Origin of the sequence: Streptomyces sp. NPDC001068 (genome assembly GCF_042897315.1) — a bacterium.
Classification (GTDB): Bacteria; Actinomycetota; Actinomycetes; order Streptomycetales; family Streptomycetaceae; genus Streptomyces.
Genome location: NZ_JBIAYD010000017.1, coordinates 101817 through 115264 on the forward strand (window position 1 = coordinate 101817; position 13448 = coordinate 115264).

A 13448-nucleotide genomic window follows, 5' to 3' on the forward strand; every position below is an offset into this window, starting at 1 on the left:
ATGCAACAAGACACCGGTTCGGCCGACTGAGCCTCGGCCGAACCGGTGTCGTCCGGGCTCGAGCCCCGCACCCGCGCTCAGGCGGTCGGACGCCCCATCGCGCGGTACGTCCAGCCCGCCTGCCGCCAGACCTCCGGCTCCAGCGCGTTCCGCCCGTCGAGGACCACCTTCGCCGAGGCCACCGCACCAAGCGCCGCCGGGTCCAGCTCCCGGAACTCCTGCCACTCGGTCAGGTGCAGCACCACGTGCGCCCCGCGCACGGCCTCCAGCGCGGTGTCCGCGTAGCCGAGGGTCGGGAACAGCCGCCGGGCGTTGTCCATGCCCTTCGGGTCGTAGACGGTCACCTGACCGCCCTGCAGGTGGATCTGCCCGGCGACGTTGAGCGCGGGCGAGTCCCGTACGTCGTCCGAGTCCGGCTTGAACGTGGCACCGAGCACCGCGACCCGCTTCCCGAGGAACGACCCGCCCCCCAGCGCCTCGCGGGCCATCTCGACCATCTGGCCCCGGCGCCGCATGTTGATCGAGTCGATCTCACGCAGGAAGGTCAGCGCCTGGTCCGCACCGAGTTCGCCCGCGCGGGCCATGAAGGCGCGGATGTCCTTCGGCAGGCAGCCGCCGCCGAACCCGATCCCGGCCCGCAGGAACTTCTTCCCGATCCGGTCGTCGTGCCCGATCGCCTCGGCCAGCCTGGCCACGTCACCGCCCGCCGCCTCGCACACCTCGGCCATGGCGTTGATGAAGGAGATCTTCGTGGCGAGGAAGGAGTTCGCGGACGTCTTCACCAACTCGGCCGTCGGGAAGTCCGTCACCACGAACGGCGTGCCCTCGCCCACCGGCGTCGCGTACACCTCGCGCAGCAGCTTCTCGGCCCGCTCACCGCGCACGCCGACCACGATCCGGTCCGGGTGCAGGGTGTCCTGCACCGCGAAGCCCTCCCGCAGGAACTCCGGGTTCCACGCGAGTTCGGCCTCCGCGCCCGCCGGCGCGTGCTCGGCGAGGTAAGCGGCGAGCCGCTCCGCGGAGCCGACCGGCACCGTCGACTTGCCGACCACCAGCGCGGGCCGGGTGAGATGCGGGGCCAGCGACGCGATCGCCGAGTCGACGTACGACATGTCGCAGGCGTACTCGCCGTGCTTCTGCGGGGTGTTCACGCAGACGAAGTGGACGTCGCCGAACGCGCCCACCTCGGCCCAGTCGGTGGTGAAGCGCAGCCGCCCGCTGGAGCCCTCGAAGCCCGCCACGTGCCGGCGCAGCAGGTCGTCGAGGCCCGGCTCGTACATCGGGGTCTCGCCGCGCTCCAGCATGGCGATCTTCTCGGGTACGACGTCGAGGCCGAGCACCTCGAAGCCGAGCTCAGCCATGGCCGCGGCATGCGTGGCTCCGAGATAGCCGGTGCCGATCACGGTGATCTTGAGGCTCATGGAATGCTCCAGCTCGGGGGTGTCGGTGCTGCTGCGGGGCCGAGCATAACCGGGCCCTCCTGCGGGCAACTTTCCCGCTGTCGCGTACCTCACGTCACCGTTCCGTGGGCCGCGCTCTAAACTTTGAGTTACTTAACAGTAATTAGCGTCAGCACCACTGCGTCTGGAGTGAGAGACCTTGGCCGGATCGGCTGACTTCGACCTGTACCGCCCGTCCGAGGAGCACGACATGCTCCGCGACGTCGTCCGCGCGCTGGTCGAGGCGAAGATCGCCCCGTACGCGGCCGCGGTCGACGAGGAGGCCCGCTTCCCGCAGGAGGCGCTCGACGCGCTGGTCGCCAACGACCTGCACGCGGTGCACGTCCCCGAGGAGTACGGGGGCTCCGGCGCCGACGCGCTCGCCACGGTCATCGTGATCGAGGAGGTGGCCCGCGCCTGCGTCTCCTCCTCCCTCATCCCCGCGGTGAACAAGCTGGGTTCGCTGCCGGTGATCCTCTCCGGCTCCGAGGACCTGAAGAAGAAGTACCTGGCGCCGCTCGCCAAGGGCGACGCGATGTTCTCGTACGCCCTGTCCGAGCCGGACGCGGGCTCCGACGCGGCCGGCATGAAGACCAAGGCGGTCCGCGACGGCGACCACTACGTCCTCAACGGCGTGAAGCGCTGGATCACCAACGCCGGCGTCAGCGAGTACTACACGGTGATGGCCGTGACCGACCCCGACAAGCGCTCCAAGGGCATCTCCGCCTTCGTCGTGGAGAAGTCCGACGAGGGCGTCTCCTTCGGCGCCCCGGAGAAGAAGCTCGGCATCAAGGGCTCGCCGACCCGCGAGGTCTACCTCGACAACGTCCGCATCCCCGCCGACCGCATGATCGGCGCCGAGGGCACCGGCTTCGCCACGGCGATGAAGACCCTGGACCACACCCGCATCACCATCGCCGCCCAGGCCCTCGGTGTCGCGCAGGGCGCCCTCGACTACGCCAAGGGCTACGTCCAGGAGCGCAAGCAGTTCGGCAAGCCGATCGCCGACTTCCAGGGCATCCAGTTCATGCTCGCCGACATGGCCATGAAGATCGCCGCCGCCCGCGCCCTCACCTACCAGGCCGCGGCCGCCTCCGAGCGCGGCGACGCCGACCTCACCTTCCAGGGCGCGGCGGCGAAGTGCTTCGCCTCCGACACCGCCATGGAGGTCACGACGGACGCCGTCCAGCTCCTCGGCGGCTACGGCTACACCCGCGACTACCCGGTCGAGCGCATGATGCGCGACGCCAAGATCACGCAAATTTACGAAGGCACGAACCAAGTCCAGCGGATCGTGATGGCAAGGAACCTGCCGTAATTCGCACCTGATTCACCGGAAAGGCACCCTTTAGGGTGCCTTTTTCCGTTCTGTCCCTGAATGGCGCTACCGGCCGGTCGGGCTTAGGAACGAAGACGAACGGGGCCTGCCCCGGGCCCTTCCCCCTCTCCCCTGGAGGAGCCATGACCCAGACCGGACCCATGACGGCCATGTCCAAGCAGATGCAGGAGTGCGTGAACGCCTGCATGGCCACGCACACGATGTGCGAGGAGACCATGAGCTCCTGCATGTCCATGGACGGCGGCCAGGCCCACATGCGGATCATGCGGGCGCTGATGGACTGCTCCGAGATGACCCGGATGTGCGCCGACATGATGATGCGGCGCTCGCCGCTCTCCGCCGAGATGTGCGCGATGTGCGCCAAGGCCTGCGACATGTGCGCCGAGGCGTGTATGTCCATGCCGGACGACCCGCAGATGAAGCGCTGCGCGGACGCGTGTCGCAACTGCGCCGAGATGTGCCGCTCGATGGCGGGCGCGTCCATGTGACACCCCGCTGAGACGGCGAAGGGGCACCCCGAGGGGTGCCCCTGGACCGCGTACGACGGGCCTCAGTCGCTGGTGACGGTGACCTTCTGGTCGTTCTTCAGCTCGTCCACCAGGGTCTTGACCTTCGCCTTGTCCCAGACGAGGTTGCCGCCGGTGGAGCCGGAGACCGGCATGTTCATCGAGGTGCCGTCACCGCCGTTGACGTCCTTCATGGCGAAGAACATCGACGCCAGGTCCCACAGGCTCATGTCCTTGTCGACGGTCAGGGAGTCCAGGCCCGCGCCGAGGGTCGGGTAGAGCTTGAAGGGGTTCAGGACCGTCGAGGGGGTGGCCACCTGGTGGGCCAGCGCCGCCAGGAACTTCTGCTGGTTCTTGGTGCGCTGGAGGTCGGACGCGGCGAAGGCGTGCCGGGTGCGGACGAAGGCCAGGGCCTGCTCGCCGTTCAGGGTCTGCTCGCCCGACTTGAAGTCGGCGCCCGAGTACTTGTCCTTGAAGCCCTTGTCGATGTCGATGGTGACCCCGCCGACCGCGTCGACGATGTCCGCGAAGCCGGCGAAGCCGATCTCCACGTAGTGGTCGATGTGCAGCCCGGTGTTGAACTCGACCGTGCGCACCAGCAGGGTCGGGCCGTCCTCGGCGTAGGCCGCGTTCAGCTTCGTGTGCCGGCCGGTGCCCTTGTAGACCTTGCCGGACGTGGACCCCTGGTACGAGGGGATCTCCACGTCCGAGTCGCGGGGCAGCGAGACCAGGGTGTCGCCGTTGTCGCCGACGTGCAGGATCATCATCGAGTCCGTGCGCTGGCCCTCGGCCGACCCCGTGTGCAGCTTCTTCTTGTCCTCGTCGGACATGCCCTTGCGGCTGTCGGAGCCCACGATCAGGTAGTTGGTGCCCGCCCCCGCCGCCGGCCGGTCGATCACCTTCGACAGGTCGACGTCCCGGTGCAGCTTGGAGTCGGCCCAGAAGTAGGTGGCGACCGAGGTGACTATCAGCACACTCAGGACGACGATCGCCGTCCACTTGATCCGCTTGCGCCAGTTCGGAGCCGGCCGCGGTTCACGCGCGTACTGGTCGCCGGGTCCCCCGCCCCCGGGACCGCCGCCGTAGACCTGGCCGCTGTTGTAGCCGCTGTCGTACCCGTTGTCGTACCCGGAGCCGTCGGCGTATCCGTTGCCGTACGCCGGCTGCTGCGGGACGCCGCCGTAGCCGCCTCCCTGCTGCGGCGCGCCGTACGGCGGCGCCGACGGCTCCCCGCGCCGTACCTGGCGCATCACGCGGGCGCCCTCAGGCTGCGCGCTCGCGCTACCGCGTCCGTACCGGTCGCCGCGGTTGTCGTTCGACCGTCCCTCGGGCCATTCGCTCATGTGGCCCAGTGTGCAGGCAGCGCCGGTACCTCTTACAAGGGCCGTCGGGAAATCAGGGCCCCGCTGTTGCGAACCCGACACAAATTCCGCGCCGCGGCTTCCATAAGGTGGGGGCCATGACAGAGCAGGCCCCCGAGGCGGAGTCCGACATACCCGGCAAGCCGACGTCCGCGTCCCGGACCACGCTGAGCCACATCATGACCCACAACGACACCAACCTCCTCGGTACGGTGCACGGCGGCGTGATCATGAAGCTCGCGGACGACGCGGCGGGCGCGGTCGCCGGACGCCACTCGGGCGGCCCCGCCGTCACCGCGTCCATGGACGAGATGGCGTTCCTGGAGCCGGTCCGCGTCGGCGACCTGGTCCACGTCAAGGCACAGGTCAACTGGACCGGTCACACCTCCATGGAGGTGGGCGTGCGGGTCCTCGCCGAGCGCTGGAACGAGTCGACCCCCGCCACCCAGGTCGGTTCGGCCTACCTGGTCTTCGCGGCGGTCGACGCGGACGGCAAGCCGCGCCGGGTGCCGCCGGTGATACCGGAGACCGACCGGGACCGGCGGCGCTACCAGGAGGCCCAGATCCGCCGGACGCACCGGCTGGCGAGGCGCCGGGAGATACGCGAGCTGCGCGAGCGCCGGGTCGCCGAGGGGTTCGAGGACTAGAGCGGCACCGGGCCGTCGCCGGCCGCGGGCGCGCCCCTTCAGGGGCGCGGGGAACCGCGCGAACGGCCCCCACCGGCCCGCGGGCAACTGCGCGACCAGCGCCCACCAGCCCGCGGGGAACCGCGCGGCCAGCGCCCACCGGCCCACGGGGAACCGCGCGACCAGCGCCCACGCACCCGGCCGGCGACCGTCAGCACTCCGTCTCGTCGCCCTTGATCACGGTCGCCTCGTCCGGCGGCGCCGGTTCGTCGAACCGCACCTTGCGCACGTCCCCCTTGAAGTCCGCGCCGGTCGTCACCCGCAGCACCGGACCCATCCCCTTCACCGCCCGCAGCTCGCTCCCCGGCAGGGCCGCCGCCAGTGACCGGGCCGACCGGTCCCACCGGGGGTCGAAGGTGATCACCGTCCGCCGCACGTCGTGGCTGACGGCCGTCACCGGCTGGTGGTTCGTCGCGAACCCCGCCGCCGCCAGCGCCGCGTCCATCCGCCGGCCGAGCCCCGCCGTCCCCGTGCCGTTCTCGACCTGGACGTGGATCTGCGCCGGGGCCACCTCCACGGGCGCCGGCTGCGGCCCGGCCGGCCGCTTGCGGGCCGGCGGGGCCAGCGGCTTGTCCTCGGTCAGGGACCGGAACAGCTGGTCCGACCTCGGCTGGTCCCACTTCAGGGTCGAGCCGATGCCCTTCACGGCGTATTCGAGCTGCCCGATGGGCACGGTGGTGAACTCCGAGGAGGACGGGGAGAAGTTCCGCATCGCCCGGCCGAGGTCCAGCAGTTCGTCCGTGCCGAAGCCCGTGTCGGCCCGCACCGAGCCCAGCACCGCCCGCGTCACGTCCCGGAACTTGATCGGGTTGAGCAGCACTCCCGAGGACGACGCCCGCTCGATCAGCGAGGCGAGGAACCGCTGCTGCCGCTTCATCCGGCCGAGGTCGCTCGCCGCGTCGACGTGCCGGGAGCGGACGTACTGCAGGGCCTGCCCGCCGTTGAGCGTGTGCGCGCCGGAGGAGAGGTCGAGACCGGTGTAGGAGTCCTTCAGCGGCTGCGGCGTGCAGATCCGGACCCCGCCGAGCACGTCGACGGTCCGCATGAAGGTGATGAAGTCGACCTCGAGATAGTGGTCGATCTTCAGATGGGTCATGTCCTCGACCGTGCGGACGGTCAGCTGCGGGCCGCCCTCCGCGTAGGCCGCGTTCAGCTTGATGGGGTGGGCGGGGTGCGCGCGGCCCGTCGTCCCGTCGGTGTGCGCGGGGACCTCGGCGTACGAGTCGCGCGGCAGGCTGACGACCGTCGCCCGCTCCCGGTCCGCCGAGATGTGCACGATCATCATGGTGTCCGTGCAGTGGCAGGGCGCGCCGCCCAGCCGGTACTTGCGCCGCTCCTTCTCCGTGATCTTGTCGCGGCCGTCGGTGCCGACCAGCAGGACGTTCATGCCGTGACCCTGCCGGGGCCGGTTCTTCATGTCCTTGAAGGGGTCGACCCGGGCGATGTCCGAGTCCAGGCTGGCGATCACGGAGTGCCCGATCCCGGCCGACGCCAGCACCACCACGGAGAGTGTGGTCACGGCCCGCATGACCCAGCGCGGCCGCCGGGGCCTCGCGGGTCTTACCGGCGGCCGCGGGGCCTGACGGGTGGGCTGCGGTCGTCGCTGCGGCCGGGCGGGCCGGGCAGGGGACCGGGGCGGGCTGGCGGCCAAAGGACACCTCCGGACGAGGCCGTACGTGGGATCCGTGAGCACGGTAGGCCGATACGACCTTCAGCCCGCGTCTTGCCACCGGCGGCGCGCACCGCTGTCCCCCGTTCGCGGTAACGTGAGCCCCCTATGAACGCCAAGCCCGACGTGCGGCACCCCGCAGTTTCTGTGATCATGCCCGTCCTCAACGAGGAACGGCATCTGCGTGGGGCCGTCCAAGCGATCCTCGCGCAGGAGTACGCCGGTGAGCTGGAGGTCGTCATCGCCCTCGGTCCGTCCACGGACCGCACGGACGAGATCGCCGCGCAGCTCGTGGCCGAAGACCCCCGCGTGCACACCGTCCCGAACCCGACCGGCCGCACCCCGGCCGCGCTGAACGCCGCGATCAAGGCCTCCCGGCATCCGATCGTGGTGCGCGTGGACGGCCACGGCATGCTCTCCCCGAACTACATCGCCACCGCCGTGCGGCTGCTGGAGGAGACCGGCGCGCAGAACGTCGGCGGCATCATGCACGCCGAGGGCGAGAACGACTGGGAGCACGCGGTCGCGGCGGCCATGACCTCGAGGATCGGCGTCGGCAACGCCGCCTTCCACACGGGCGGCGAGGCGGGTTCCGCCGAGACCGTGTACCTCGGTGTCTTCCGCCGCGAGGCCCTGGAACAACAGGGCGGCTACAACGAGGAGTTCATCCGTGCCCAGGACTGGGAGCTGAACTTCCGGATCCGTGAGGCCGGCGGCCTGATCTGGTTCTCTCCCGAGCTGAAGGTGTCCTACCGGCCGCGGCCGTCGGTGAAGGCCCTCGCCAAGCAGTACAAGGACTACGGCCGGTGGCGGCACGTCGTCGCCCGCTACCACGAGGGTTCCATCAACCTGCGCTACCTCGCCCCGCCCACCGCGGTGTGCGCGATAGCCGCCGGGATCGTGGTCGGCGCCCTGGTCACCCCGTTCGGGTTCGTGATCCCGGGCGGCTACCTGGCCGCGATAGCCGCCGGGTCCGTCCCGGCCGGCAAGGGCCTGCCGCTCAAGGCGCGCCTGCAGATCCCGCTGGCCCTCGCCACCATGCACATGGCGTGGGGGTACGGCTTCCTGACCAGCCCCAGGTCCCTGGCGAAGCGGGTCATCGCGTCCCGCCGTCCCGCGGTGCTCAACCCCGCCTCCTCCGGCTGAGCAGCCGCCTCCTCCGGCTTCGGCACGGCCCGGACCACCAGGTGTGGTCCGGGCCGGCGTACGTGTGGGGACCCGTGGGTGACGAGGCGGGGGCTACTGCCACCGGTAGGGCGCGTACACGTCCATGCACTGCTTGGTGTCCGAGCCGTTGATGGCGTCGGCGTTGTCGGGCAGGTCACCGGCCTTCGGCGCGGACTGCTTGGGATACATGGTCCCCTCACGCCAGTCGGCACCGACGGCGAGCGTGACGCCCGACACATCGGTGGTCTGCTTCACCTGGCCGACCGGGATCCTGAGCGCCTTGGCGACCGCCTGGGCGTCGCCCTTCAGGTCCGCGCTCGGGTACTCCACGACCGTCCTCTCCACGGACTCGGCGGTTCCCGAGGTGTCCGCGGCCGCCCTGGTGTAGCCCTTGGCGCCGAGGGCCGTGGCCACCGTCCGGGCCCGGCCGGAGACCGCGGCCTCGGTCGAGGTCCCGGTGGCGTTCTGCACCAGCACTCCCAGCTGCCCGGCCGGGACGGAGGGCGCACTGGTCGCCGCGGCGGGCGCGGTGCTCTTCCCGCCGCTCTTCTCGGGGGCGCCGTTCTTGTCGAACGCCACGTCGTCGCGGAGCATCTGCCACATCTTGTCGGCGTTCGCGGTGTCCGGCACGACGTGGTCGTCGTTCTGCGGGTCCGGCACGTTCGGCATGGTCACGCTGGTGATGCGGTCGGTCGGCACCGACTTCAGCTGCATGGCGAGGCCGTACAGCTTCTTGACGGTGCCAATCTCCTCGGACACCGTCAGCGAGTCGGTGGCGGCCTCCGCGAGGTCCATCAGCCGCGGGGTGTCGGTGAAGACGTTCTGCCCCTTGAGCGTGCGGATCATCGAGTTCAGGTACATGTGCTGGGCGCGGGCCCGCATCAGGTCGCTGCCCCAGGCGTGCCGGGTGCGCAGCCACTGCAGGGCCTGCTTGCCCTGGACCTTGTGGCTGCCGGCGGTCAGTTTCAGCCCGGAGCCGCCGGGCACCTGCGGTGTCGGGTGGTCCCACACGCTCTGGTTGACGCACACCTCGACGCCGCCGATGGCGTCGGCCATCTTCACCACCCCGGCGAAGTCGATCGTCATCCAGTGGTCGATGTAGACCCCGGTGAGGTTCTCCCAGGTGGCCAGCGTGCAGCCGGCGCCGCCACGGGCCAGCGACTCGTTGATGATGGTGTTGGTCGCCGGGAACACCTTGCCGGTCTTCGGGTCCGTGCACTTGGGTATGTCGACGCGGGTGTCCCGGGGGATGCTCACCATCGACGCGCTCTTGCGGTCCGCGGACAGGTGGATGAGCATCTGGACGTCGCCGAGCGGCGGGTTGCCCACGTTGTCCTTGCTGCCGCCGAGCTTCACGTTCTCCGCCGAGTTACGGCTGTCGGAGCCGATCAGCAGGATGTTCATCGGCGTCTGCCCGGCCGCGTTCGGCGCGGTCCTGCGGGCCTTGGAGTCGCCGCTGCTGCGCTGGCCCTTGTGGATGTTGCCGTTGAGGTGCTGGTAGTAGAGGTAGCCGGCACCGGCCGTACCGAGGATCACCACCGAGAGCGTGGTCGCCGACCAGCGCAGGACGCGTCTGCCGCGTCTGCGCCGGCCGCCGTTGGAGCCCTGCCGACCGTTTCCGTCGCCCCCGCGGCCGCCGTCGGTACCGCCGGGGGCCCCGGACGCCTTCGGTGCGAGAGACATCGTGTCCTCGGCCGAAGGCACTTCCCGCCGCACATCGCTCTGCGTCAACGCCCTGTCCTCCCCACCCTGCGCACTCCCGCGCACCGGTCCGCCGCCGACGCCCCCCGTCGGACGTTCCACGGACCACGCGGGTCCGCCCCGCGCCCGGTTAGACGCGTGACGGACCCATAGGGTTACCTGCTTATTTGCTGTGACTTCGTGTCACCGGGGAGCAACTCTCCGCCGCCGCGGAGCCCTTGCGGCTACTTGGCGCAGGTCACCTTGTCCGCGGTGGTCTTGCTGTCCACGTCCGGCGCCTTCGTCGGAGCGGTGAGGGACACCCCAGCCCCCTGGAAGTCCTTGCCCAGCGTCAGGGTCATCGCGGGCAGTCCCTGGGAGTTGGTCACGCTCTTGCCGGGCTTCAGCGCGGAGCCGGACAGCCCCATGAGCGAGGCCAGCTCGCGGGCCTGGGAGGCCTGGTCGGGGCCGTACTCCAGCGTGGTCCTGGCGAGCTCGGCGGGCGCGTTGCCGGCGTTCTCCGACTTGAGGACGCCCTTGTCGTTCTGCAGCCAGTTGAGGGCCGCCTGGGCGCTGCCGGACGGGGCCCCGCCGTTGAGGATCCGCACCCGCACCTCGGAGGCGGCGGACTTCGGGCCCTTCAGACGGGCGGCCGCCGCGTCCTTGTTGGCCTGCGCCTGCTTCTTCTTGACCGCGGTGAAGGAGACGTCGTCCTTGATGGCCGCGAAGACCGGCGGGGCCTTCGTGTCGTTGAGGACGACGGTCGCCTTGACCTTCTCGGCCGGGTTGTCGATGACCGGGACGGTGGTGAACGTCAGGTTCTTCGGGTTGAGCTTGCCGAGCTCCAGACCCAGGTCCTTCAGCTTGCCGATGCTGTCCAGCTGGGAGTCGACGGTCAGCGCCTTGGTGCCGACCTCGGCCAGCTTCAGCAGCTTGGTCGGGCTGCTGAGCGTCGAGTTGGAGCTGAGCTTGCGCATCAGCGCGCTGAGGAACTGCTGCTGGAGCTGGATCCGGCTGAGGTCACCGCCGAAGCCGACCGAGTGCCGGGTGCGCACGAAGGCCAGCGCGGTCTCACCGGAGATGTTGTGCGTGCCCCTGGACAGCTTCAGGTGCGAGTCCGAGTCGTCGATGTCCTTGGCCAGGCACACGTCGACCCCGCCGACCGCGTCGGTCAGCGTCTTGACCGCGTTGAAGTCGGCCACCATGAAGTTGTCCGGCTTGATCCCGGTCAGCTCCGTCACCGTGCGCACGGTGCAGCTGGCCGTACGGCCGTCCTGGCCGAGGCTGGTGTTGAAGCGGACGCCGGTGGTGCCCGGGATGACCTTCTGGCTGCCGTCGGCCTGCTCGGTCGGGCAGTCCGGGACGTCCACGATCAGGTCGCGCGGAATGCTCAACGCGGTCGCGTTGGAACGGTCCTTGGAGATGTGCAGCAGGATGTTGGTGTCGGCGTGCCCGACGCTGCCGGCGTCGCCGTACCCCTCGTTGCCCTTGCCGGTGCGCTTGTCGGTGCCGATCACCAGCAGGTTGATCGCCTTGTCCTTGCTGAAGCCACCGGTGCTGGCGCCGTCGTCGGAGACGGACGTGATGTTGTCGTTGAGGTGCTTGACGTACAGGTAGCCGGCCGCCGAGACCGCGACCAGGACGAACGCCATCGAACCGCCGGTCCACAGCAGGACCTTCTTGGCCTTCGACTTCTTCTTCGCCGGCCGCCGGGAGCGCCGCCCGGCCGGTGGCTCGGGCTCCGCGCGCCGTCTGCGCTGCCCCGGGACCTGTGCCGAACCCTCCTGGTCCGCGCTCTCCCGCGGCCTGGCCGCGCCGGTGCGCGGCGAAGCCGGCCGACGCGGTCCGGGAACCGACGACTGCGGTGCGGAAGGTGTCAGTCGCAGTTCGTATTCACCGGTGTTCGGATTGAGTACCCACTGGTCTGCGGGATCGATGTTGTCCGCCCGCCCACGGCCTTGCGCGTCCACGGTTGTCCGAATCCTCCGTCGGGGCCACGCGGCGCCTTCCCCCCACCCAGGCGCTCGGTCACGGTTAACGGTGCGCGACCCCAGGACGGACCTCGCGGCCGGGTGCACCGGAGGGCTCACACTATCCGCCCAGTTCAGCGTCGAGTGACGCCAGTGACAAATTCGTCGTTCCTACAACCGGGCAATCCGCCTCATTTAACTGACAACGAACGACACCGAACTTCGCCGCCTTGGCTGGTGCTTTACCCGCAACTGTCCTCGGCGGCGGTGTTACCGCGAAAACCGGGCTCCTTGGACTCCTCGGCGGAAGGATCGTCCTTCTTGGTGACCGGCACCGGTTTGTCGGCCCGCAGCAGCGCGAAGAGCGAGTCCGCCTTGCCCGCCACCAGCTGGTCGCGATTGGAGTCGTACACGTACGGCTCCCTCGGGACGGTGAGGAACTGCACCTGGTCGGTGGGGATGTCACGCAGTCCGCGGACCAACTGGTACAGACCGCGCAGACTGGCCAGCTCCGGGTCGGTGGTGAGCGCGGAGGTCGCCGCGTCCAGCAGCGGATAGAGCTTCGCCGGGTTCAGCAGCACGTCGCTGCCCCGGACCTTGTTGACGAGTGCGCCGAGGAACAGCTGCTGCCGCTCCATCCGGTCGGTGTCGCTGCCGTCGCCGAGCGACTTGCGCGCCCGTACGTATCCGAGGGCCTGCTCCCCGTCGAGGGTGACCCGCCCGGCGGGCAGCCGCAGTTTGGCCGCCTTGTCGTCGATCGGTTCCTTCAGGCAGACCTGCACCCCGTCGATCGAGTCGACCATGTTCTTGAACCCGTTGAAGTCGACGACGACGTGATGGTCGATCCGGATGTCGGTGAGCTTCTCCACGGTACGGATGGTGCAGGCCGAACCCCCGACCTCGAACGCGGAGTTGAACAGCGTGAACGAGGCCTCGCTGCGGCGGCCGTCCCCCCGCAGACAGCTCGGCACGTGCACCATCAGGTCCCGGGGCACGGACACGGCGGTGGCGCTGCGCCGGTCCGCGGCGAGGTGCAGCAGGATCGTGGTGTCGGACCGCTCGGTGCCCAGGTCCTTGCCGTAGCGGCCGTTCCCGTCCCCGGCGCGGGTGTCCGACCCGATGAGGAGGATGTTCTGCGCTCCCCGCACCAGCGCGGTGGGGCGTTCCTTCTCGTAGCGGGCGAGCTCGGCGGCGGCCGCCTCGTCGGGGGTGATGTTGTCACTGAGCCGGGCGTAGAGGACCCAGCCGCAGACGACGCCGCCGGTGGCGAGCAGCCCGCCGGCCACCCCCGCACCCCGGATCCAGCGCCGCCGCCGACGCCGGGCAACGCCGTCTCCGGTCGCGGTGGCCCCTCCGGCATCGGTCACCCCTCCAGGGTGCCCGGACCAGGGCCCGAGGGTGGAAGCCAACTACTCCACAAGAGGGAACGGCCACCCGGGGGGCACGCATTTTCCTCCCCCCGGTTTCGCGCTCGACGTGAGGTGTCCGACCTGCCCGGGCGCGCGCGACTCCGGGTTCCCGCTCGGTGGGCGGTGGTCCGGCGTGCTCAGGGGCGCGGGGAACTGCGCGAAGCCCCCCACCGGCCCGCACCCGGCGAACCGCGTGCCCCGGTGCGAGCCCGCGGGAAACCG

10 protein-coding genes are annotated in these 13448 nt (G+C 70.2%); 4 read left to right on the forward strand and 6 right to left on the reverse strand.

The genetic code is table 11. The annotated features are described in order from the left end of the window. Positions 1-77: 77 nt before the first annotated feature. Positions 78-1421, reverse strand: coding sequence for a UDP-glucose dehydrogenase family protein (locus ACFY3I_RS37930; RefSeq protein WP_390865506.1), 1344 nt, complete (start codon positions 1419-1421; stop codon positions 78-80). A 178-nt stretch (positions 1422-1599) separates the two neighbouring features. Between ACFY3I_RS37930 and ACFY3I_RS37935 the strand changes: the two genes are divergently transcribed. After that, positions 1600-2757, forward strand: a complete 1158-nt coding sequence (locus tag ACFY3I_RS37935; protein WP_365284389.1) for an acyl-CoA dehydrogenase family protein — start codon at positions 1600-1602, stop codon at positions 2755-2757. Between the two features lie 143 nt (positions 2758-2900). After that, positions 2901-3266 (forward strand): four-helix bundle copper-binding protein, encoded by a 366-nt coding sequence (locus tag ACFY3I_RS37940; RefSeq protein ID WP_365284383.1) that lies wholly within the window; start codon positions 2901-2903, stop codon positions 3264-3266. A gap of 62 nt (positions 3267-3328) precedes the next feature. Here the strand turns inward: ACFY3I_RS37940 and ACFY3I_RS37945 are convergent, their stop codons facing one another. Beyond that, on the reverse strand, positions 3329-4627 hold the full coding sequence (locus ACFY3I_RS37945; RefSeq protein ID WP_390865507.1) for an LCP family protein: 1299 nt from the start codon (positions 4625-4627) through the stop codon (positions 3329-3331). Between the two features lie 116 nt (positions 4628-4743). Between ACFY3I_RS37945 and ACFY3I_RS37950 the strand changes: the two genes are divergently transcribed. Further along, positions 4744-5292, forward strand: coding sequence for an acyl-CoA thioesterase (locus ACFY3I_RS37950; protein ID WP_365284379.1), 549 nt, complete (start codon positions 4744-4746; stop codon positions 5290-5292). 190 nt (positions 5293-5482) lie between these two features. Here the strand turns inward: ACFY3I_RS37950 and ACFY3I_RS37955 are convergent, their stop codons facing one another. Beyond that, positions 5483-6859, reverse strand: coding sequence for an LCP family protein (locus ACFY3I_RS37955; RefSeq protein ID WP_390865508.1), 1377 nt, complete (start codon positions 6857-6859; stop codon positions 5483-5485). Between the two features lie 249 nt (positions 6860-7108). Between ACFY3I_RS37955 and ACFY3I_RS37960 the strand changes: the two genes are divergently transcribed. Continuing rightward, the gene (locus ACFY3I_RS37960) at positions 7109-8146 is read left to right on the forward strand and encodes a glycosyltransferase family 2 protein (RefSeq protein WP_365284375.1); all 1038 of its coding nucleotides are present in this window, start codon (positions 7109-7111) and stop codon (positions 8144-8146) included. Positions 8147-8239: 93 nt separating this feature from the next. Here ACFY3I_RS37960 and ACFY3I_RS37965 read toward each other — a convergent pair whose 3' ends face one another. The 3 genes from ACFY3I_RS37965 to ACFY3I_RS37975 form a co-directional block, all read right to left on the reverse strand. After that, the gene (locus ACFY3I_RS37965) at positions 8240-9850 is read right to left on the reverse strand and encodes an LCP family protein (protein WP_390865509.1); all 1611 of its coding nucleotides are present in this window, start codon (positions 9848-9850) and stop codon (positions 8240-8242) included. Positions 9851-10092: 242 nt separating this feature from the next. Beyond that, positions 10093-11817, reverse strand: coding sequence for an LCP family protein (locus ACFY3I_RS37970; protein WP_390865510.1), 1725 nt, complete (start codon positions 11815-11817; stop codon positions 10093-10095). 242 nt (positions 11818-12059) lie between these two features. Further along, positions 12060-13184 carry an LCP family protein gene (locus tag ACFY3I_RS37975; RefSeq protein WP_390865511.1) on the reverse strand — a complete coding sequence of 375 codons (1125 nt, stop codon included), beginning with the start codon at positions 13182-13184 and terminating at the stop codon, positions 12060-12062. Positions 13185-13448: the final 264 nt, after the last annotated feature.